This window comes from Paenibacillus pseudetheri (assembly GCF_924513355.1).
GTDB lineage: Bacteria > Bacillota > Bacilli > Paenibacillales > Paenibacillaceae > Paenibacillus_AQ > Paenibacillus_AQ pseudetheri.
Genome location: NZ_CAKMAB010000026.1, coordinates 21,191 through 44,350, shown reverse-complemented (window position 1 = coordinate 44,350; position 23,160 = coordinate 21,191). Strand labels below are relative to the sequence as shown.

At 45.5% G+C, this 23,160-nt stretch carries 18 protein-coding genes and 1 riboswitch; of the genes, 5 read left to right on the top strand and 13 right to left on the bottom strand.

What is annotated here, in order from left to right; translation table 11 throughout:
• Window positions 1-128: 128 nt before the first annotated feature.
• Together L1028_RS20460 and L1028_RS20455 are read right to left on the bottom strand one after the other, a co-directional pair.
• Window positions 129-653 (bottom strand): hypothetical protein, encoded by a 525-nt coding sequence (locus L1028_RS20460; protein WP_234538906.1) that lies wholly within the window; start codon window positions 651-653, stop codon window positions 129-131.
• A gap of 60 nt (window positions 654-713) precedes the next feature.
• Entirely contained in the window at window positions 714-1,220 is a 507-nt protein-coding gene (locus L1028_RS20455) for a DUF948 domain-containing protein (protein ID WP_234538904.1), read from the bottom strand.
• Between the two features lie 188 nt (window positions 1,221-1,408).
• Here L1028_RS20455 and L1028_RS20450 point away from each other — a divergent pair, with 188 nt between their 5' ends.
• Together L1028_RS20450 and L1028_RS20445 are read left to right on the top strand one after the other, a co-directional pair.
• Window positions 1,409-1,576, top strand: a complete 168-nt coding sequence (locus L1028_RS20450; protein WP_234538901.1) for a DUF1328 family protein — start codon at window positions 1,409-1,411, stop codon at window positions 1,574-1,576.
• Window positions 1,577-1,702: 126 nt separating this feature from the next.
• Window positions 1,703-2,077, top strand: a complete 375-nt coding sequence (locus L1028_RS20445) for a hypothetical protein (protein WP_234538899.1) — start codon at window positions 1,703-1,705, stop codon at window positions 2,075-2,077.
• A 236-nt stretch (window positions 2,078-2,313) separates the two neighbouring features.
• Here L1028_RS20445 and L1028_RS20440 read toward each other — a convergent pair whose 3' ends face one another.
• The gene (locus L1028_RS20440; RefSeq protein WP_234538889.1) at window positions 2,314-3,390 is read right to left on the bottom strand and encodes a C40 family peptidase; all 1,077 of its coding nucleotides are present in this window, start codon (window positions 3,388-3,390) and stop codon (window positions 2,314-2,316) included.
• A gap of 204 nt (window positions 3,391-3,594) precedes the next feature.
• Entirely contained in the window at window positions 3,595-4,464 is an 870-nt protein-coding gene (locus tag L1028_RS20435) for a cation diffusion facilitator family transporter (protein WP_042191865.1), read from the bottom strand.
• A gap of 124 nt (window positions 4,465-4,588) precedes the next feature.
• On the opposite strand from L1028_RS20435, the gene L1028_RS20430 reads away from it, so the two are divergent.
• Complete coding sequence (locus L1028_RS20430; RefSeq protein ID WP_042191867.1) at window positions 4,589-4,774, top strand: hypothetical protein; 186 nt, start codon at window positions 4,589-4,591, stop codon at window positions 4,772-4,774.
• A 396-nt stretch (window positions 4,775-5,170) separates the two neighbouring features.
• Here L1028_RS20430 and L1028_RS20425 read toward each other — a convergent pair whose 3' ends face one another.
• Window positions 5,171-6,796, bottom strand: a complete 1,626-nt coding sequence (locus tag L1028_RS20425; RefSeq protein WP_234538887.1) for an ABC-F family ATP-binding cassette domain-containing protein — start codon at window positions 6,794-6,796, stop codon at window positions 5,171-5,173.
• Window positions 6,797-6,952: 156 nt separating this feature from the next.
• Complete coding sequence (locus L1028_RS20420; protein WP_234538868.1) at window positions 6,953-7,918, bottom strand: MBL fold metallo-hydrolase; 966 nt, start codon at window positions 7,916-7,918, stop codon at window positions 6,953-6,955.
• 240 nt (window positions 7,919-8,158) lie between these two features.
• Here L1028_RS20420 and L1028_RS20415 point away from each other — a divergent pair, with 240 nt between their 5' ends.
• Both L1028_RS20415 and L1028_RS20410 read left to right on the top strand, forming a co-directional pair.
• Window positions 8,159-9,295, top strand: coding sequence for a virulence factor (locus L1028_RS20415; RefSeq protein ID WP_234538866.1), 1,137 nt, complete (start codon window positions 8,159-8,161; stop codon window positions 9,293-9,295).
• Between the two features lie 99 nt (window positions 9,296-9,394).
• A riboswitch (Lysine riboswitch) is annotated at window positions 9,395-9,600 on the top strand.
• 201 nt (window positions 9,601-9,801) lie between these two features.
• Window positions 9,802-11,280, top strand: coding sequence for an amino acid permease (locus tag L1028_RS20410; protein ID WP_423803068.1), 1,479 nt, complete (start codon window positions 9,802-9,804; stop codon window positions 11,278-11,280).
• 73 nt (window positions 11,281-11,353) lie between these two features.
• On the opposite strand, the gene L1028_RS20405 is transcribed toward L1028_RS20410, so the two are convergent.
• The 7 genes from L1028_RS20405 to L1028_RS20375 form a co-directional block, all read right to left on the bottom strand.
• Entirely contained in the window at window positions 11,354-12,493 is a 1,140-nt protein-coding gene (locus tag L1028_RS20405) for a transglutaminase domain-containing protein (RefSeq protein ID WP_234538856.1), read from the bottom strand.
• 139 nt (window positions 12,494-12,632) lie between these two features.
• Complete coding sequence (locus tag L1028_RS20400) at window positions 12,633-15,005, bottom strand: glycoside hydrolase family 95 protein (RefSeq protein ID WP_234538853.1); 2,373 nt, start codon at window positions 15,003-15,005, stop codon at window positions 12,633-12,635.
• A gap of 114 nt (window positions 15,006-15,119) precedes the next feature.
• A complete protein-coding gene (locus L1028_RS20395; protein ID WP_234538851.1) occupies window positions 15,120-16,877 on the bottom strand; it encodes an ABC transporter substrate-binding protein in 1,758 nt (585 codons plus the stop codon).
• A gap of 145 nt (window positions 16,878-17,022) precedes the next feature.
• Complete coding sequence (locus L1028_RS20390) at window positions 17,023-17,928, bottom strand: carbohydrate ABC transporter permease (protein ID WP_234538849.1); 906 nt, start codon at window positions 17,926-17,928, stop codon at window positions 17,023-17,025.
• A gap of 65 nt (window positions 17,929-17,993) precedes the next feature.
• Entirely contained in the window at window positions 17,994-18,929 is a 936-nt protein-coding gene (locus tag L1028_RS20385; protein ID WP_234539044.1) for an ABC transporter permease, read from the bottom strand.
• 764 nt (window positions 18,930-19,693) lie between these two features.
• Entirely contained in the window at window positions 19,694-21,238 is a 1,545-nt protein-coding gene (locus L1028_RS20380) for a response regulator transcription factor (protein ID WP_234538848.1), read from the bottom strand.
• Window positions 21,235-23,022 carry a sensor histidine kinase gene (locus tag L1028_RS20375; RefSeq protein ID WP_234538847.1) on the bottom strand — a complete coding sequence of 596 codons (1,788 nt, stop codon included), beginning with the start codon at window positions 23,020-23,022 and terminating at the stop codon, window positions 21,235-21,237. Before L1028_RS20375 ends, L1028_RS20380 begins: the two co-directional genes overlap by 4 nt.
• Window positions 23,023-23,160: the final 138 nt, after the last annotated feature.

The window sequence follows — 23,160 nt, the reverse complement described above, 5'->3', positions numbered from 1 at the left end:
TAGTAATAGGTTCATTTACGCCTTCAGCAAAGTAACCTCCCGAACCACTACATGTAGTGGTTCGGGAGGTTACTTTATGGTAAATACAGCTCCTGATTATTAACCAAAATGATCAAAAGTGAAACATATTAAGAAGAGATACTATCAAATAAATCAATACCTTCAAATTCACCTGCCAAATTTCGATATATTTTGAGCGCATTGTTTCCTCTCATATATACATCACCATCTTCGGCAATAAAATACGGTTTACCTAAGGTCGATTGCACATTATCCTTCACGGGATCAATTCCCACCCCATCTACCTGTAGACCGAACTGCTGTGCTTGAGAAGGTGAGACATGCACATACAGTACAAACCCCTCACCAACACCCACTTTCACATCTGCGTATTGGTACTCCTCTGTCCCTTGCAATGGATCATTTGTTACCGCAAGCGGATTGCCCTTAGCCAGAAGCAATTCTTCCTTCGAAGCATATAAAGCAACGCCTTGCAGTGAATCAAACCGATTTATAGAAGGGCTCGTTTCTGAGGAATGTTCAAATGTAAGAACTGTCTTAGGCTGATCACTAAAAGTCGAGATAGGCGTCAACTGTGGAGACGCATCAAAGTATGGGGAAAGTAGACTAAACAAAAGAATGATAATGTTCATGTTGTTATCCCACCTTTCTTATCTGCAGCCGCCATTTACAGAGGACTTGCTGCCTTAACTTTAATGACGGAATTTTTTCCAAAGAGTTGCAGCTACATCTACACTTTTTAATACAGCAGCTATTTTCCCCGGTGCTTTCTCGTTATTAACAGCATCATAGGAGTTTACCGTACGTTCCTCAGCTGGAGTCAGTGGAGCTTCTTTTATGGATACCCCCTTACGTTTCTCCCTCAGTTCATGTGATTTACGATATCTCTCAATCACAGTTACTGAAACTTGCTTAACGGTTAAGGTCAACTCATTCATAACTTCTCCCAAATTCTTCACAGAATCTATGACAGGATCAATCTTCTGAATTTTATTCTGTACATCAGCGGTAATTTCATTTGCATGTCTGACTGTAGTCTTCACTTCATAAGTCAGTTCATCCATCGTCTTCTGCACTTCCACCAAGGTCTGGCTTACCTTGTCGAGTGATTCCTTCGCTGACTGCAAAGTCTTAATTAGAAAGAAAACAAGTATTGCGAATGCGATAGCAACGAGAGCTACACTAAGTTCAATGATCATATTCATAACCCCTTCCAAATCTCATAAATAGTGGCTAATCCGCCTTGTATACTGCATAGTTACCCCTACTACAATATGCCGAAACAATCTGTCGAGCGTTGTCAAAACTCCCTGCTCCCCTTTGTTTCAGAATCAAAGTCCCCGTTTATACAATGATTACAAATCAAAAAAAGGATAGGTGATATGTAATGTTAAAATGGTCCGCAATTCTGCTCGTTGTAGCTGTAATCGCTGGTATCTTTGGTTTCTTCAATCTTGTAGCAGCCGCTGCAGGTCTTGCGAAGATACTATTCTTCGTATTCTTGGTTCTGTTTGTTGTTTCCCTCTTCACGGGACGCAGAGGTAAATCAATGTAGCCTCCTCCCATATCTATCCATATATCTTATTCATCATGCAGAAAGTATAGGTCATTCCCACACAGATGTCACTTGAGAAAATAAGAAAAAGTTTTGAAGTTAGATCATAATGAGGAGGAATTTAACATGAAAAAATTCACCAGCATTACAGTTGCCTTGGGACTTATGGGTTCTATAGCAGCTACAGCATCAGCCGCAGAGGTAACAGGGACAACTACAGATTCTCCGACCGCAACTGGAAGCACTTACACAACATCTTTTGAAACGATCATTACCCCATCGGATATTACTCCAGCCACACCACAAATTGTTCTAACCGAAAAAACAGCTTTTCACTTTTCAGTTGGCAGTATGATTCCCGCAGGCTGGCTTAGCGCTCAAACGCTTGATACCACAGGTGAAGTGATTACGGATACTTGGGGCAATGAATGGAGAGAAATTTACACATGGCTAGGAAAAGCGTGGGTAGAGGTTCCTGTTGCTGCCAATGTAATTATGTAATTAGTACGAAAAGATGATAACAAGCATAAACACCTTCGGCGTCCCTATAAGGACGGCAAGTGATTAAGCGAGAAATATAAGGAAAATTTATAGCACGGAACATATAAATTCTTATATTTACAAAAAGCTACCCCCTCAGTAGATCATTCTACTGAAGGGGTAGCTTTTTGCGTTTACGCCGCCTTTGTTCACCCGTCACAAACATGCGATGCTTCCGCTTCTGTATACCTATATAATTATCGGATGACCGATCCCCCGAAGAGGAAACGATTCGTCCAAGAAGCGCTTAATTTATCTACTTTCACCCCGCCTGAAGCTACGGAATACGTATGGATAATTTGTCCATCTCCTAGATACATAGCAACATGCGATATTCTTGCCTTAGATTTGTCGATCCCTTCATACGCTGAAGCGGAGTTTCCTTTATAATCCATAAAGAACATTAGATCGCCGCGTTTCAAACCGGAAGTAGACGTAACTACCGTACTATTCGATTTCACCCAATCTCCCTGTTGACGGGAATCAGCAGGCAGTTTCAGATTCACAGCGTCCATGAAAATTTGCCGGATAAAATCAGAACAATCGAAGGTGCTTGTATCATATCTGCTGGATCCAAACTCATAAGGTGTCCCCAGATAGCCCATACCTGACGAGATTACACTCTCGATTTGGGCAGAAGCCCCAGGTGTAGAAATAGGTGGTACTGGTGCTGGCGGCGTTGGTGCCGGCGTTACCGTCCCAGTCCCCCCATTATTAGCGAACGAAGTATATTGGTCACTTGAACTTATATATCCAATGCTACCATCAGAGGTTTGAATTTGATACCAGGAGCTGTTCGGCTGTGCCAGAAGCTGTACTTGTTCCCCCTTCTTCAGAAGTCTCAGTACTTTTCCGCTGGTAGAAGGAGCAGTTCGAAGATTCACCCCGTACTTTATGGTTCCCATTTGTGCTGATGGTGCTGTTTCTGTACCTACTGAAGATGAATTTACGCTGATATACTTATCATCTGTACTCGTATAGCCCACGGATCCATCCGCTGCTTTTACCTGATACCAATAGCTATTCGGTTGTGCCACAATCTGCACTTGATCTCCCTTTTGCAAATACTTCACTACTTCTCCACTTGTAGAAGGTGTACTGCGAAGGCGAACACTCACCTCGATGACCGCTGTTTGACCGGCTGCTGCTGCCATAACTGAATTTGATGGACTTGAGGCTGCTGCTGCATTTCCAGGAGCAGATACTCCTAAACCTGCAACAATTGCAGCTGAAACCAATAAGGATGCTGTTAATTGCTTATGTGATTTAATCATACGTTCCCCCAATACCATGATGAGATTTCAACAAAGGTATGTACTACATTCCTTCATGCCCTCATTATAGGCTTGCCCGGGATTTGGAACATGCTCCAAATTGCACATATAATCATGCCACTTTATGGTAAAGAACAGGACTAAAGTCTTGATTCCTCCTTAAATATGTTTGTTTTTTCCTTAAAATAGAATTTTTCGCCGAATTTAATCTTTAGGTTCCACATGCACCTGTACATTCATAATATTATGTAGCTTGCTCATTCTCTCTTCAATGGAGTCACTGATCCTATGACCTTCCACCACTGTAATATTCGCGTCTACCTCCACTACAACATCCACGTGTACATGATTCCCGTGAACCCGTGCCTTCACATCTTTAATCCCCTCTACTCCCGGCGTTCGAGCAATCGTACTACGTAGATCCATCAATCTATCTTCATCAAAGCCATCCGTAAGCCGGTAGGTCGAATCACGAAAAATATCCCATGCCGTCTTAGAGATAATCAGTCCGACAACCACTGCCGCCGCAGAATCAATCCATGGCAGTCCAAACTGAGCACCTACAATCCCAACAGCAGCACCTATACTAACCATAGCATCCGAAAAATTATCTTTCGCTGCTGCCATGAGTGCACTACTATTTATCTGCTTAGCCAGCCTTTTATTGTATATGTATACTCCCATCATTGCTACTGCACACACTAGAGCTACACCAGCAGACCATAGCTGCGGTGTTTCCTTTGCGCGATCAAAAAAGGACCGCACCGCCTCCACAATCACTTGAATACCTACAACCGCCATAATAAAAGAAGCCAACAATGCAGCTACTGTCTCTGCCCGAAAATGTCCATAAGCATGGTCAGAGTCAGGTGGTTTCCGCGAAATCTTTAGACCAACCAACACGGCTGCAGATGCCACGATATCAGTTAAATTATTGACTCCGTCCGCGACCAATGCACTAGAGGCGAATAGATAACCGCTAACCAGCTTGAATGTCGATAAAATGAGGTAAGCCGCTATGCTAACCCAAGCGCCACGCTCGCCTTTACGTATATCTTCGTAAATATCAACCATTTTGGCTATCTCCTCGTTTTCTGTTTTGTTAGAAAAGAATTCTTTCAATTATTCTTGCCCTTGTAGCAGCATTTAAAAACAATTAGAATAAAGTGAAGGACTTGCTTCAAAGGAGGTTATCATAATGAGCGAAAACAATGAAAAAGGAAAAATCAATTTAGCTGAAGCTATCCGGCAAAAGCTGGAGCAGAAGAAACAACAATCTTCCTCCAAACCCGGATCAACTTTTCAGGCCGGATCCGCTAAACCACTAAAAAGTCAGAATAACAAAAAGCCTAACAACCAACGCCGTCGTACCGGCGGATCCTAGTACTATTTTATAAACATAAAAGGCTGCGTATCCCTCAGGGACAACGCAGCCTTTTATGCTAATAGCCACACACGTTGCATAGCCCCCGATATTCAAAAGTAATTAAGGTTGCGACTGACTATAGGGAATTCCTCCCTATAAATACCTAGATTTTGCTTAAAAAAGGTACATATACGGAAAACCTCCCTATAAAAGTGCGTAAAGCAATCGTTTCGATATAAAATCGGCACATTATAGGGAGGAATTCCCTATAGCACATCCGTAGGAACTGTTCTAATCATAATATAGGGATCAATTCCCTATATTACTAAATATAAAGAGCGAAACTTATAATATTCTTGCATTTTAAATAAAACAGCTGCCCTTATCTCATCGGATTAGGACAGCTGTTTCAATTTATACTTCTACAGGATACATGCGTTGGCGCATTTCCTTAATTTCAGGATTCTCTAAATACTCATCGTAAGTCATCGTGCGATCAATTACACCTGTAGGTGTGATCTCGATGATACGGTTAGCAATCGTTTGGATGAACTGATGGTCATGGGAAGTAAAGAGAATAGTCCCGTCGAAATCGATCAGTCCGTTATTCAGTGCCGTAATGGATTCCAGATCCAAGTGATTGGTAGGCTCATCGAATACAAGCACGTTCGCGCCGTTCAACATCATCTTCGCCAACATACAGCGAACCTTCTCGCCCCCGGACAGTACACTTGCTTTCTTCAGTGCTTCTTCTCCGGCGAATAGCATCCGTCCAAGGAATCCACGCAGGAACGTCTCATCCTGATCTTTAGAATACTGACGCAGCCATTCTACGAGATTCATGTCCACGCCATCGAAATAGCTGGAATTGTCTTTTGGAAAATAAGCTTGAGTTGTAGTGACTCCCCATGCATATTCACCCATATCCGCTTCTTGCTCACCCATGATCACATCAAACAGAAGTGATTTAGGCTGGGAATACGGACCCACGAAAGCAATCTTATCACCTTTGTTAACTACAAAGTTGATTTCATCAAGAACCTTCTCACCTTCAACCGATTTGGTCAATCCGCTGATTGTCAGAAGCTGCTTACCTGCTTCACGTTCAGGTTTGAAGTTGAGGAACGGATATTTACGGTTAGATGGACGAATGTCATCCAACGTAATTTTCTCAAGTTGTTTCTTACGAGAAGTCGCCTGTTTAGACTTGGAAGCATTGGCCGAGAAACGCTGAATAAAGGCTTGCAGTTCCTTGATCTTGTCTTCTTTCTTCTTGTTCGAATCACGCTGCAAGGCTTGAGCAAGCTGACTGGACTCGTACCAGAAGTCGTAGTTACCAACGTACATCTGGATTTTGCCAAAATCAATATCAGCAATATGCGTACATACTTTGTTCAGGAAGTGACGGTCATGGGATACGACGATAACAGTACCTTCATAATCCATAAGGAAGTTCTCTAACCAGCCAATCGATTCTAGATCCAAGTGGTTGGTAGGCTCATCGAGCAGGAGGTTATTTGGACGGCCAAACAAGGCTTGTGCCAAGAGTACCCGTACCTTCTCATTGCCGCTCAGTTCGGCCATTTTCTTATCATGCAGTTCACGCATAATACCAAGACCGATCAGCATAGCCGCCGCATCCGGCTCTGCATCCCAGCCATTAAGTTCTGCAAATTCGCCTTCAAGCTCACCGGCACGTAGACCATCTGCTTCCGTGAAATCAGACTTCGCATAAAGCGCGTCTTTTTCTTTCATGATTTCATAAAGACGAGTGTGACCCATAATTACTGTTTCAAGTACTGGAAATTCATCGTACTCGAAATGATTCTGCTTCAGAACTGCAAGGCGTTCACCTGGTGTTATATGAACATCACCCGTGTTCGCTTCAATCTCCCCAGACAGAATTTTCAGAAAGGTTGATTTACCAGCACCATTGGCACCAATCAAACCATAGCAGTTACCAGGGGTGAATTTTATGTTTACATCTTCGAAGAGAGCTCGTTTTCCGTAGCGGAGTGTTACGCCGCTTGTGCTAATCATTACGCATTACCATCCTTTTCACTTTAGGGTTTCGGCTCATTATAGCATAAAATCAGTGCAAAAATCCCGTGAAATAGGCATTTAAGCTGATCTCTCTCCTACGAAAGTTATTCCAACTGTTTTACGGCGACACCTTTTAAGGAGGAATTTTTTCAATTATTCCCCAGATATGCGATTCTCCGGTTGTACGACCAATGTTTCTCCATAACCGAGTGTACGAATTCTTTCCTCCGAAATCGCGTGTTTAACTCGGGCGCCCTCCATGCGATCCAGTGCTTCCCGGGCGGTATCATCAGCAAGTCTGAAGGTCCCGTAATGCATCGGAATCATGGTCTCCGCCCCTACATCTAGGAAAGCTTGTATAGCTTCCTCAGGATTTACATGCTGAGAGGTCATGAACCATTCCGGTTCATAGGCCCCTATCGGCATAAGCGCGATATCGATCTTATAACGACTTCCGATCACTTTAAAGCCTGGAAAATAACCGCTGTCCCCAGCGAAATAAAGATTCGGAGAAGACTTCTGATTTCCGGAATCAGCGGGCTCCAAGATGTACCCACCCCAATGAGAAGTATTCGTATCCCATGGCGTTCTCCGCGTCCAGTGCTGGGTAGGCACAAAACTAAGCTTGATCTTGCCTAGCTTAATCGATTGCCACCATTCCATTTCCACACAGTTGTGGAACCCTTTGCGAAGCATTTTTCGCTTCAGACCAACAGGAACTACAAGCGTTGTCCCTGCCCGATATAATTTGCGGATAGAGGCGATATGCAAATGGTCATAATGAGAGTGCGAAATCAGAATCAGGTCAATCGGTGGCACTTCGCTAAGTGGGATCCCAGGTTGTCCCAATCTTTTCTCAAAGCCTAGCCTTCTCGCCCAGATGGGATCTGTAATGATGTTCATCCCTTCATATTGAAGGAAAAATGTTGAATGCCCAATCCACGTAATGGTAGACTCCAATCGATTCTCAGACAGATAAGATAATCTGGGCTGCGTATTCGGTACAACATAAGAATAGTCCTTCTTCTTGCGACGACGCTCCTCACGCCACTGGCGAAATTCCTTTAATGATTTATCGGTACTTACATTATCGACGTTATGGTAACGAATTTTAGGCATACAACACCTCTTCTACAGAAGTTTACCGAGCAATCCTAGTTTTAACGAATATACTACAACTATATTGAACAGCAGCATATTTTGCAAAATATACAAATAGCATGATAAATGTTCGCCTTTTTATTCATCACAACTTGCAGACTTTAGCGAAATAATCGAAGAGTTCTTTTGGTTTCACGCCAGAAATGAGATAATATGTGTATAAAGTATGTGCATATACCGTTCAAGGGGGAGCTACGTATGAAGATTACTTTTATTGAACCGACTCCAAGTCCAAATACGATGAAGCTACATTTGGACGAAAGTTTAGAACCCGGAATTCGCAGAACCTATACTCCAGAAAGTGAGCGTTCCGCACCTGCATGGGCACGTGAAATGTTAACGATACCGGGCGTTACTAGCATTTATCATGCCGCTGACTTCGCAGCACTTGAGCGTAAAGGCAACGCCGATTGGGCGGCCATTCTAAGGGAAGTTCAAAGCCGCTTCGGGAGCAGCGAAGGATTAACTGGAGATTGGAGCCTAGCTGACGAGAATACCGGTGCTCATTTTGGGGAAGCGCAGGTCTTCGTCCAAATGTTCCGCGGAATTCCGATGCAAATCCGCGTAAAAACGGGCGCAAATGAAGAGCGCATATCCTTAGCTAACCGCTTTACTAAAGCGGTTATGGATGTGGCTAGCGCCGTAATGATCAAAGAGCGCAAGCTCACCGATTACGGCGTGCGTTATGGCGAGCCCGCGGACATTGCGCGCGAGGTCGAGCAAGAGATCGAGGCGGCCTATCCGCAGGAACGCCTCGACTCCCTCGTGCAGCAAGCCATTGCGCACGGAGCCGGAGGTGAGTTCGTCGAGCAGAGACGAACTCGCACGCAGGATGAGCTGCTGCGAGACCTGAAGCATGAGGATTGGCGCGTGCGCTACGCCGCGCTAGAGGATCTTACACCGACGGCGGAGCTCCTGCCGGAGCTTAAGGCGGCGCTACACGATCCCAAGCTGCATATTCGCAGGCTTGCGGTCGTGTATCTAGGCGACCTTCGCACGCCTGAGGCGATGGAGCTGCTCTATGAGGCGATGGCTGACAGCGCCCCAGCCGTAAGACGTACGGCTGGCGATACGCTATCCGACATCGGCGATCCTGCCGCCACGCCAGTGATGACGGCGGCACTAACGGATAAGAGCAAGCTTGTCCGCTGGCGCGCAGCTCGTTTTCTCTACGAAGTTGGCACATCCGAAGCTCAAGATGCGCTCACAATTGCGGCGGATGATCCAGAGTTCGAAGTTGGCCTTCAGGCCAAAATGGCTTTGGAGCGTATCGCCTCAGGTGAAGCCGCAGCGGGCACCGTCTGGCAGCAGATGTCAGAACGCCGTCGTAATTAACACGGAAATACCTGATTTTGTCATTGCTTTGAGAAGCAAACTTGCTTTATACTAATTCCTGTTATAAATGAATGAAGTAAAGATAGCCTCGTCATACTAAGATGAGGTAGAGGTCGCGGATATAAAGAGTACGCGTGTGGAGACGTTAGAGCCGTCTATGAATCACGCCGAAAGGAATATCCGCCGAAGCTTGCGCTGTAGCTCTTACAGCGGTGCAGGCTGGGGCCGTTGCCGAAAGGCACGGAACTGTCACATTGTACAGCCTGCGTAAGTAGCAGACTGCAGTGTGTTGCGCTATCTTCACAGGGAGTATGATGCGGAGCTGTATAGATGGAAGCCGCAGACATAGTTTGCGGCTTCTTTGCGTTTACAGAATTTGTATGTTTCGTACAGTCATCCATAACCTTCTGGACATCACGAAGTATACCTCCCGCCTTACGGGAGTCAGCAGCTCAGCACTCCCCGTTCATGAACAGTAAGATTAGATCATAAGGAGTGTCATATTCATGCAGGGCAATCAGCAAAACCCAACGCAAGGCAACATGAATCAGCCTGCGCTAAAAAAATCGTTCAAAGCAAGACATTTGACCATGATCGCACTTGGCGGATCTATTGGTACGGGTCTGTTTCTAGCCAGTGGCGGCGCGATCGCTTCAGCAGGACCTGGTGGAGCTCTTCTAGCTTATACGGCTGTGGGTGTAATGGTTTATTTTCTCATGACTAGTCTTGGGGAGCTCGCCACCTATTTACCGGACTCCGGGTCCTTCAGTACCTACGGCACTCGTTTCGTCAGCCCTGCCTTTGGCTTCGCCATCGGTTGGAATTTCTGGTATAACTGGGCCGTTACGATTGCAGCAGAGCTATCAGCGGCTACCCTCATCATCAAATACTGGTTCCCGGACAGCCCATCCTTTCTCTGGAGTCTGGTGTTCCTACTACTGATGTTCGGTCTTAATTTTCTATCTGCTCGTGGCTACGGGGAATCAGAATATTGGTTTGCCATTATCAAAATCATTACCGTTATCGCCTTCCTCGTTGTCGGGGTCCTCATGATATTCGGCATTATGGGTGGAAAATCCGTAGGCTTCAGTAACTTCCAAATGGGGGGGAGTTCTTTCAACGGTGGCTTCTTTGCCTTCGTTGGGGTCTTTATGGCAGCAGGATTCTCTTTCCAAGGTACTGAGCTAATCGGCGTTGCCGCTGGTGAGAGCGAGAACCCGCGTCGCAATGTGCCTATTGCGATCCGCCAAGTATTCTGGCGTATATTAATCTTTTATATCCTTGCCATATTTGTAATCGGAATGCTGATTCCTTATACGAATCCAGATCTGCTGCGCGGTGGCATCGATGATATCGGAGTCAGTCCGTTTACAATCGTGTTCAATAAGGCCGGGCTTGCAATTGCAGCATCCGTAATGAATGCCGTCATTCTCAGTTCCGTTTTGTCGGCTGGGAACTCCGGAATGTACGCCTCCACCCGTGTGCTGTATGCAATGGCTAAGGATGGAATGGCTCCACGCGCACTGGCCAAGCTCAATCGCCGTGGTGTTCCTGTTGGCGCTTTGTTAGTAACTACGGCTGTTGGAATGCTCGCCTTTCTAGCTTCATTCTTTGGTGACGGTGCCGTATATAACTGGCTACTCAACGCCTCAGGCATGTGCGGATTTATTAACTGGCTGGGCATTGCGGTCTGCCACTACCGTTTCAGACGTGCCTTTATAGCACAAGGCCATTCCCTGGATGAACTACCTTACCGAGCTAGATGGTTCCCATTCGGACCTATCTTTGCCTTTGCACTTTGTATTGTAGCTATACTCGGTCAGAATATGGGCGCCTTTTCAGGTGGAACTATCGACTGGTATGGTATCGCCGTTTCTTATATCAGCTTGCCGCTGTTTGTCTTAATCTGGGCCGGCTATCGCTGGTTCCGGAAGAGTAGTATTATTCCTTTGGATAAATGCGATCTTAGTACTCACCCAGAATAAAATGGACCCAGTAAAAAAACAAAAAGGGATGTCCCGCTGCCATTCAGGCTTCTGGGATGTCCCTTTCTTCCTTCTATTCCCAAGTCACAAACACCTTGAGGTCGCCGGTATTGTCAAAAGCAGAACTGGAGTACGACAAATCCTCTAGCCCAAGCTTATATAATTCCTGCAGGTCATTCTTAAGCTGTGTTCCACTCCCATGATAACGGAATAATAAGGACGTCTCACCGGAGGTGATTGCCTTATTAGCTAGCCGGGTTAGATCTTCTACCGAACGTACAATTAGCGCCTCGGCATATAGCTCATAGTTGAGATCCTTCTGAAGCTTTTTATACACGGCAGCACTCTGTCCTCCTCGCTCCACAAGTGCAGACAAGGTCTTATGATAGCCTACCGACGCTGCCGGATAAGACTTCGTCCAGCTATGATCCTGACGCATCTGTGCATCAGTTCTCATGTAATACGCGGTGCTAATAACGCCTGCCTTATCCGGTGTCGGGTCATCCCAAGTCGTGTCGAGATGATACCACCGTCCATCCAATAGCACAAGATTCCAGGCATGCAACTGGCTACGCCCTCCCGGCTGTTTTGCTGTACCCTCAACGATTTTATTCGTGAATCCAGCTTCCTTTAACAGCTTATAGGTCAACAGCGAATACCCTTGGCAAACGGCGCTGCCACTCTTCAAGCCTTCATAAGCCGTATATTTGCGATACGAAGTATCATATTTCAGATGAAGCACAACCCAGTCGTGGATCGCCTTCACCTTCTGATGATTGTTCATGCCCGGCGTTATGATCTTCTTCAGTGCAGCCTTCACTTCTTTGTTCACAAAAGCGGTCTGCTCCAGTGTCTCCAGATATTTCACTTCTACCGTAACTTTTACAGAGCTTGCGCTCCCTCGATAAGTATATCCGTAGCTGTCTATAATGTAATACAAATAAGGGTCACTAGCCATCGCTTGATCCAGAGCCGCTTGTATTTTCGTTTTCAAATTTGAAGCTTTGCTCTCATAAGTAAAAGTAATCGTCTCCCTACGGTTGTTCATCGCCCCCGTTAGCTTCTGCGCTACTTCATTTACAGAACGAAGGGTGGGCGAACTCGTAGCCGCATAAGCATTACCCCAGCCCCAGTAAATCAACGGCGGAATAGCTGCGAATATTATCACTCCTCCCAGAATGATCTTTACTAATGTGAAGCGTTTTTTCCACATATATATTCCGTTCCTCCGGCTCCTGTAGACTTATAATGAATCCTACCATCTAATAGATAATGATCACTTAGGCAAAAAAAGACTGCTCCCTGTAGAATAATTCTACTCTGAGAACAGCCTATATGCTAGAGCGATGTATTTATTCGTTTTGTGGTGTAATGATATAAGTCTCTCCTATTACTGTTTCAAATTCCATCTCTTCCCCTATTCGTGAACCATCAGGTCTTTGAATAAGTAAGGGCAGGCGACTATAAATTCTACATAGTTGTCCATGCGTCGAGGTCAGTTCTGCCTTCGTTAAGCGTCCCTCACACCATTCGATATTCGTGATAAAGCCGCCTCGTGCTACCAACCCTTTCACATTACCGTCAGACCATCCTTCTGGAAGCGCGGGTAATAATTCAAGTCCCTCCTGATGACTCTGCAAGAACATCTCTGCTATCCCTGCCGTAGTCCCGAAGTTACCGTCAATCTGAAATGGAGGATGATTCCCAAATAAGTTCGGTAAACTGGAATCTTGCAAAATCCGACGTAAACAGCTATACGCACTCTCGCCATCCCTCAAACGCGCATACAAATTAAGCAGCCAAGCTGCACTCCAGCCCGTGTGTCCACCCCCGCCTTCCAAGCGCTTCTTAAGCGTTAACGATGCGGCCTCCGCTAGCTCCGGTGTGGAAGAAGGACTAATAACATTCCCGGGGTATAGATCATACAAATGAGAGACATGGCGATGCCCAAGCTCTTGTTCAGCAAAATCCTCATTCCATTCACGAATACGCCCGTCTGGAGCGATTCCCGGATGAGCCAGCCGTTCCTGTTTCTCCTTCAGCTCCTGACGTAGCTGGATATCGGTATTCAAAATTTCAGCAGCCAGAATGCAATGCTTGAACAATTCAGATATCAGTGATAAATCCATAGCTGAGCCAGCTGAAACACTGCATGATGTGTCGTCAGTAGTCAGGAATACATTCTCCGGTGAGGTAGACAAACCTGTAGTCCATCTTCCATCAGGCAACTCTACCAGCCAATCCAGACAAAATAACGCGGCTCCCTTTAATAGGGGATAAGCTTTACTCCGCAAATAGTCCCTATCTGGACGAAAAGCGTAACGCTCCCATAGATGGCGAGCAAGCCAAACTCCGCCCATCGGCCAAAAAGCCCACATCGCCTTGCCGTCCGACGGAGACGACATCCGCCACAAATCAGTATTATGATGCACCGCCCATCCACGGGCATTATAATGAACCGCAGCTGTGCGACTTCCCGTAACGCTAAGCTCTGAAATTAAATCTACTAACGGCTCATGACATTCACCCAATCCACAACTCTCAGCTGGCCAATAATTCATTTCGGTGTTTATATTTGTCGTATAATTGCTGTTCCATGGCGGCTGAATATAAGGATTCCAGATGCCTTGCAGATTTAGAGCCTGCGTCCCCGGCCGTGAGCCGGCAATCATAAGGTAGCGACCATACTGGAACAACAGTGCTTCCAGCGCAGTATCTGTCTGACCTTCGCGGTACCGTGCCAACCGCTCATCCGTAGGAATCCCGTACTCGGCGGAAGCAGAAGCAATTGTCAACTCCACACGGTGGAACAAAGGCTGATGATCCGCTAGATGGCGCTGTTTCAGCTCTGCAAATCCAGTGGAGGAAGAAGCTAACTGCTCTAGGCACAGCTCCGAAGGCGGCTTGCCACAGCTTCCTGGAATCCGGTCAAACCCGGCGAAATCAGTTGCCGCAGCTAGACGGAGGGTCACAGCGCGTGCGCCAGAAACCAACAGTTTGCCGTTCTCCGCGACACCATTGCCGCCTTCCGTATGAATCTCCACAACAGCAGCAAATCTTATGCCAAGCCCCTCTTCATAGAAGACGGCACGCGGATGATCCCCTACATAATTATCAGCCACATGCGACGGGGCACGGCCTGTCATCATCAGCGCGCCATTCGGGATCAACTCTGAGCGGGAAGGATGCGGTGAAGTCAGCTCCACCGAGAAATCAGGTAGAACTCCCTGCCCCTCTCTCCCCTCTGCACGGATATGAATGACTATAAGTTCATCCGGTCTGCTAGCCAACACTTCGCGTACAATCCTTACATCCCCGGTCGTATAGGATACGGTAGCTACCCCCTGATCCAAATCAAGTTGCCTCCGGTAATTCTCTACAGGATCCTCATGATTGAACTTCATTCGCAAATCCCCGAGTGGTTGATAGGATTCGGTCCGTCTGCCTAACATCTTGGCTTCCACCAGCGCTTCCGCTTCCTTGTATTTCCCCTCTGCCACTAACTGTTTGGCCGGAGCCAAATGACGCAGCGCCTCATAATTAACTGTATCCCGCGGAAAGCCCGACCATAAGGTGTCCTCATTAAGTTGAATTAGTTCTTCTTCCGTTCCGCCAAAGATCATACCGCCTAGTCTGCCGTTGCCCACGGGCAGTGCCTCTTCCCAAACAGCCGCCGGCTGCTTGTACCAAAGCGCATACCGTCCGGTATTTTTGCTCTCTCCCACGTATCTTCCTCCTATCCTGTAATTACAGATGAAAAGAAATCGGCGGGAAGCCCGGACTTTCGTTCGGACTTCCCGCATCTTCATGCTTCTATTGTATTAGCCTTGATTCAGCAATTATTCATTCCAAAGTTTCACGCGTTGTTTAACCAGCTCTTCACGTAAATCTTCGGCTTTCGTTACACCAGCCTTATCCAGTTCAGTCATGTAAGCATCCCAAACTTTATCGAAATCAGCCGGTTTGGACAAGATGGCCTCAGGGACACGTTTCCAAGTAATATCTTTCAGCTTGTTGTCGAGAACAACAATTTCGCTATCCCCAGGAATCGTGATGTTCCAAGCTGCGCCCCAAGGTTTAACTTTGAATTCATCTTCACTTGGGAAGAGGTCTTTCCAAGTTGTTGCTTTATAAGCAGCAAGTGTTTCTTTTTCAACTGCATTGTAGCCTACAGTTACTTGCTCAGGGAAACGAGTTGTATAGTAGTTTCCAGTTGGATCCAATACGCCGTCACCATAGTGAGCGCTAAGTAGAGCGTAGTTTGATCCGACATTGCCAAGTCCTGTTTCTTTTTGGAAATTGGTAGTGTCATTATATTTACGGTTGTTCACATCTTCAGGAATGACGCGTTTGCCGTCAACTACGTTGTAATGCTTGCCTTCGATACCCCAGTTAACCAATACTTGACCTTCACCGGAAGCTAAGTAGTCCAAGAATTTAATTGCACGTACCGGATCTTTAGCATCTACGCTGATCCCAATGCCGTTACCACCCATAAAGCCTGTAGGCCAGAAGGAAGTTTCTTTGTACTCTTCAGACAGGGTTACTGGATAGTGTCCGTATCCTTGATCCAGCTTACCTTCAGCTTTCAATGCTCTTTCTCCATCGCCATAACCCCAGTCTTGGTCGATCAAACCAATAACACGGCCGGTAGCGATTTTAGCTTTGTACTGATCATACTTTTGAACAAAGCTTTCCGGATCAAGCAATCCGATATCGTTCATATGGTTGAGCCAGCGGAAATATTCTTTCTCAGCAGGACGACGGAAGTGATAAGTTACTTCTTGTGTGTCGATATCAATTGCATATTCACCATCATCAGGAGAGCCTGTAGTAGTGAATGCTGGGTTAGTTACTGTAATGTACATGTACCAATCATCTGCATTTAGGGTCAGACCGATGTTTTTGTTACCATTTTCATCGGTTGGATGTTTCTCCAGGTAAGCCTTGATTACGTTCTCATAATCTTGGACAGTTTTAATGGCAGGATATCCAGCTTCTTTAACAGCACGGTGCTGTAGTTCAAATCCACCGCCAGCATCAAAATATTTGTTATCCACACCTGCATAGGTAGGGATAGCATAAATCGCATGGTCATCATCACTGTAACGTGAGCGTTTCAAGCCTTCTTCGCCTAATACTTTTTTGATGTTCGGAGCATATTTTTCAATCAGATCTGTCAGATCAAGCATTGCGCCTGCATCCACCAGCTTGCTAACGTCGGTCTTGGCACTGATCAGATCCGGATAATCACCGCTCGCTGCGATCAACGCTACTTTCTGAGCAGGGTCACCAACCGCGTATTCAGCATTCAAGGTAATTCCTGTTTTTTCCGTAATCACTTTACCTACTTCGTCTTGCATGCCTGTCCAGTTTGGGTTAGGGTCAGCACTGAAGAAAGTCATCGTGAGCGGAGAAGTATCCTCAACCGCATTGGCCGAATTAGCCGCATTACCCTTATTTGTTGCATTTCCAGCTGCATCTCCGGCTGCGTTATTGCCGTTGTTTCCACCACAACCTGCGAGCATGCCAAGCATCATAATAGAAGTGAGTGTAAGTGCAGTTGCTTTAGCTTTTATTTTTCTATTATTCCCCATTACATAAGCCCCCTTAAAATTGTTTATCTATCGTATCACAGATAAATCCTGTTAATACTTATCCCAAAACTTCCCACAAGAAAAGAAAACGGATACAAAACACTCTTAAAGCTTAGGGGAGACTATGCTCCCCTGTTAGCTGTGATTAGCTCTTCACAGCGCCAAGTGTCATACCTTGAACAAAGTACTTCTGAATGAACGGATACACCAACAAAATTGGCACGGTTACGACAATCGTAATCGCCATCTTGATAGACTCTGGCGAGACCTGATTCGAAGCTAGAGAAGCAATGTTGGAGCGGTAATCGCCACCATTACCACTGGTTGTACTCTGCAGAACCTTCATCAGTTCATATTGCAATGTCGTCAGATGAGGGCTTGAACCATTATACAAATACGTATCAAACCATGCATTCCATTGACCTACCGCTAGGAACAGTGCGATTGTTGCTAGAGCCGGCTTCATCAGCGGCAGGATTACACGCCAGTAAATGGTAAAATCATTCGCTCCATCCAGCTTCGCCGATTCCTGCAGTGCATACGGCAGGCCGTCAATAAAGGAGCGGATAACGAAGACATTAAAAGCACTAACCAATCCAGGCAATACGTAGACTGCAAAGCTGTTCATCATGTGCAGATCCTTGATCAGCATGTATATTGGAATCATCCCTCCAGAGATATACATGGTCATCGCCAAGAATGTGGAGACGAACTTGCGGCCTGCAAAGTCAGGACGACTGATCGTAAATGCTAGCATCGAGGCACTGATCAGTCCGAACAAAGTACCGATGACTGTCCGCAAAGCGGATATTTTGAACCCTGTCATCAGCCCTGCGAAACTGAAGATTTTCAAGTAATTGTCCCAGGTAAATTCCCGAGGATAAATGGTGATACCGCCGCGCACACTATCCACTGAATCATTCAGCGAGATAGCAAGCACATTCAGAAACGGATAGATCGTAATTACAACCACGAACAGTACTACAAAGTACACTATGAAGTCAAAGATCCGGTCTGACCACGACTTTCCGGTGATAGCTGTGTTTCCCACTGTAACGCTCTCCTTTCATGAAAAGGGCAATATTGCAGCCACGATTGCTAGAAGGGCCCTCTGTGTTACAGAAGGCTCTCTTTAGTTGTACGCTTGAAGATTCCATTAATCGTAAACAGCAGGATTACACTGATCACTGAGTTGAATATATTGATCGCGGTACCGTAGGAATATCTCGCCATGCCTAGTCCATATTTCAGAGAGTACAGATCCAGCACCTGAGAATAGTCGGTAACGAGGTTGTTTCCAAGCAAGAATTGCTTCTCAAAGCCGATATTCAGCAAATTACCAATCGACATAATGAGTAGCACTGTAATGGTCGGCCGGATACCTGGAAGGGTAATATGCCATACCTGGCGGAGCCTGCTGGCTCCGTCTACTCGGGCCGCTTCGTACAGCTCTGGTCCAATACCCGAGATGGCCGCAAGGTAGATAATCGCATTCCATCCGGTTTCTTTCCACACATCTGATAAAGTAACGATTCCCCAGAAGAGATGGCCCTGAGCCATGAACTGGATAGGTGAGTCTATAAATCCAATTGTCAACAAGAGATCGTTTACAAGACCATTTTCACTAGATAGCATTTTAGTTACAATTCCCGCTGCAACCACCCAAGATACAAAGTGGGGCAAATACGAGACCGTCTGAGCAAATCGTTTGAAAAATCCGAGACGAACTTCGTTTAGCAATATTGCAAACGTTATCGGAAAGATAAAGCCTGCGATGAGGCCCATTCCACTCATCGCCAGCGTATTGCGCAGCGCCAGAAGGAATTGCGAGTCACTGAACAGTGTCTTAAAGTGTTCAAAGCCTACCCATTCTTGTTCAAAAAAGCCACGTGCGGGCTTGTACTTTTGAAAAGCCATCGTCCAGCCCCATAATGGGAGATAACTGAAGACGAATGCCCAGATTACAAAAGGTATCGACATCAACCACAAATACTTTTGATTCTTAAAGCTTCTCCAAAACCGTCCTCCTGAAGCAGGCTTTTTGTTGCGCATTCGGGTGTCCGGCGGGATTTGAGCAGTTACTGTGTCCGCTTTCATAAAGCCCCTCCTCTCTATGCCTTAAGTCTAAAACTTTGTAAGCGATTGCAGTACCCTATAAATTCGACTTAAAATCAGGTGAAAATTAGAGATTTTTACCCGTGGTGAATTCTCATTTCGGCTCATCGACACAGAGGGGCTAATGCTGCTGGCGTCTGCATTATTCTTTTGATACGGTTCATAAAACTATCTGCTGGATGTTAGTCGCTACCACGGAACATTTAGACTTTCGATCGCTTGCTTCTTCGAATTTTTCAACTAGGCTTCTGGTAACCAGCCACTACGAGGAATTTTTGGACTTCCGATCGCTGTTATCCTCAGATTTCCTGATTTAAACCGCTTCTCGCGGTAGAAATCCGAGGATAAAGGCGAACGCTCCGCTTCTCCAGTTCCAAATATTCCTCTTCGTTCTTCTACCAGTCGCCCTTTTAAAATTAGAAGCTATCAACGCTTCTACAGTTCCAAAAACTCCTCTTCACTCCTTTTCCAGCAGATTTCATTGAACCGAAATCAAAAGAAAATGCATTAGATCTCCACCCGTATAAGCTTAAGCAGGTGTCTATTCAACTACATTAATACTTCACCACGTACAATTGGTGGGAGTAGAAAAAGCAAAAAAAGACCCGCGGACTGAAGATCAGAAAAATATCTGATCCACAGCCGCGGGCAAAAAAAAAATCAAGAGCCACTAAAAAATACTATAAAGATCTACACCATCCTTAGATGCTTTTTCGATAAGAAGTTGGAGAAATGCCTACATATTTACGGAACTTAGCGTTGAAATAATCAGGGTTCATATACCCTACCTTCTCAGCCACCTCGTATACTTTCATACCTTGCGTCAGAAATTCCTTAGCCTTCTCAATCCGCACTTTGTCCACGTACGTATTGAAGTATTCTCCTGTGGTGTTCTTGAACATCTTACCGAGATAAGCGCTGTTGTAGCAGAATAACTCGGATAAGGTCTCCAGCTTTAGGTTCTCATTATAACGACGGTTGATTATTTCGGTGATCTTCTTAATTTCATTTCCACGCCCACTGGTCATCTGGCCCGCAATTTCTTCGAGAAATGACACAGCCTGATCCTGCAAATCAGTCAAATAATAACTTTGATAAAGCTCCCCTATCGGAGGAGAATGCTCTGCTGCATAGATGCGAATTTCCGGATACGTAGGCTCCAGACGGGCCAGCACAGTACTAAGGAGTCTCACAAAGGTCTCTTTCATTCGCAATTCATCACTGCCCGCAGATATAAGTTCAGCACAGATGGTTTGCACTATCGGTCGGATCGCGCTCAGACTTCCGGTTTCTACTGCAAGCAGCAGACGACTCTCCGTCTCCTGATCCTCTTCAGTCTTCTCCTTCATCTCCATCAGAAATCCTGAAGGATCTGTACTGATGATGATCCCCTTCTTGAAGAAGAAGGAGCGTCTTAACAGTTCACGTGCTGAATTAAATGATTCTCCTGCCATTTCAGGTCGAGGTACTACTCCCCCCGTTACTGCAATGAAGTCGCAACCCTTTTGTTCTATCACTGCAGATAACCCCTTATATAATTCTTCCCGCTTGCTCGCGCTCTGGTCCGGATCCTTCATAAGGATGCCTAAATACTGTGACAATGTAAAGAAAGAAGCATTAGGATGATTACTAAAATGCTGTTCCATTACTGTTTTAATTCCCCTGAGATCCTCATCATTTGCACCAGCTGTATTTCTTAACTCAATGAGAATGACTTCATAATTCCCCTGATCGAGTCCTAGCGCATCCACATGTCTGCTAAGGTTCTCCTCCTCCAGTTCTTCCTCTAAAGTTGGCTGCATAAGCGCTCGAAGTAAAGTTTCCCTATTGCGAGCGGGCTCCTCCTCATTCCAGTCACTGAACCGCTGCTCCTGCTCGATCGTTTCATGTAGCTGTTCCAGACATACGATCATCTCATCCTCATCCACTGGCTTCAGCAAATAGCCGTCGATCCGATAGCCAATCGCCCGCTTAGCATACTCAAAATCAGCATGTCCACTTAAGATGAGCACATGACTTTCTGAGCCTTCTTTACGAAGCTCACTAATCATTTCCAAACCATCCATTCCAGGCATACGAATATCAGCAACGATCAGCTCCGGGTAGAAGGTATGATACTTTTCAAGTGCTTGCAAGCCATTAGCTGCTGTAGCTACCACCGTATAACCGAGCTTCTCCCATGGGATCAGACTTCGAAGTCCTTCCCGTAGCTTCGGCTCATCATCGACAATCATCACTTTTATCATAGATTGTTGTCCTCCATTGGTATGCAGAAGAAAATAACCGTTCCTACATTAGGTCCACTTTCAATCGTTAGCCCATATTCTGCGCCGTAGGATAGTTTTAGCCGGTCATGTACATTACGAAGTCCAATTCGCTCACCTTCACGCTCTTCCTTACGCTCAAGCGTGTTCAGTAACTCCTCCAGCTGAACTGGCGATATTCCTACTCCGTTATCTGTAATCGTAAATTTAGCATGATCCCCAACTTGTACAACTTCCACCGTCACAAATGCACCTTCCATTTTATTATCCAGTCCGTGGATTACTGCGTTCTCAACAAGTGGCTGAATAAGAAGCGGAGGCATATAAAGAGATTCAACGGCAGGGTCTACAGTAAATTGATATTTCAACCTCTCCTCATAACGGAATTGCTGAATATCCAAGTAACAACGTACCACTTCTAATTCCTGACTAAGCAAAATTTTACTTCGGCCTACCTCCAGGTTACTGCGCATCATTTTACCTAGAAGACGTACCACACGGGCAATTTCCACTTGCCCTTTCATATGAGCTTCCATCCGAATCGCTTCCAGTGCATTGAATAAGAAATGCGGGTTAATCTGGCTGGCCAGCATTTTGAATCGTATATCATTTTGTTTCTGTTCCAGCAGACTATTCTGAGCATTGGATTCCTGTACCTCATACATCAAATCATTAATGCTGCGTACCATAGAATTGAATTGACGAGCTAACAGGGCGATTTCATCCTTGCCATCAATCTTTAATGTCGTATCAAAATCCCCAGTACTGACTCGGTTAATATGTCTGCTTAAATGCAGCAATCGTCGTGAAAACAACGAGGAGAAGCTATATATAATTAAAAAAGCCAATAGAACACTAATCGCAATCACAGTAATCGAAAGCTTAATCACTTGATTGGGTTCTTTAACTATACTTTCAATCGAAAAAACAGATATAATTCGTAGTGCATTTCGGCTGGCTTGTGGTTTAAGTTCCTCGATCACAATTTTGGAAGCTTCGCCATCTACTACTGCTTCATAGCTTCCACTCCCCTGCCCCAAGAGCTTCGTGTCAAAAGAAACATCCACCAGCCTTTTACCTGTCCGGTCTTTCCGGTTCGCTGCAATGATATTGTCTTGATCATCGACGATCATGGTATCAAAAGATTCCTGGCTTAGAATGGATGCAAGCTGCTGACTGTTCACATTAATAACGAGTACACCGATCTTACTGGAGCCCTCCAGCTCAATTTTGCGGACAAGACTTAAATAATTCCGCTTATCACGCTCATCTTCGATATATTCCCAACCGACAAGACTATCGTACCGCTGTGCTCTCTGATACCACTGGCTCTCCTTAATCTCAGACGAAGGATTGATCAGCTCCCAGTTGTTAAGCAGCGTAGCGTTGTCAGTGTATAAGCGAATGTTAGATATATCTTTATATAACCTAAGGTACTCACGCATATCCGAGTAATCGCGGTAAGCTTCCACCACATCATAAGTGCTAACATACTGACGTATAGCAAGTCTCTTCAACCGTGCATCATTGCTCAAGCGATATGCGATATCTTGAGATACACCGATGACTTCTTCCGTTCTTTTCTTTACCCGATCTACGTTGATTGAAGCTTGTTCCAGTGCGCTCTGAAACGCCATGGTCCTCATCTCAAACGTAAGATAACCGCCTACCAGTAATACCGGAAGTAACGTGGTGAGTAAAAAAGCAAGCAACAGCTTATTGCGGATTTTGATGTCATTCAACAGCTTAACCATCCATTGGAACATGGCCTTCCGCCCCCCGAAACCTTCACTATCTCATGCAGAGTTTAACGCAACCTTGGAGATACCCCATACTTTACAAAAGAATAATAGGAACGGCAACAACTTCGAATACAGCCTATCCTCAATCAATAAACGAGATGG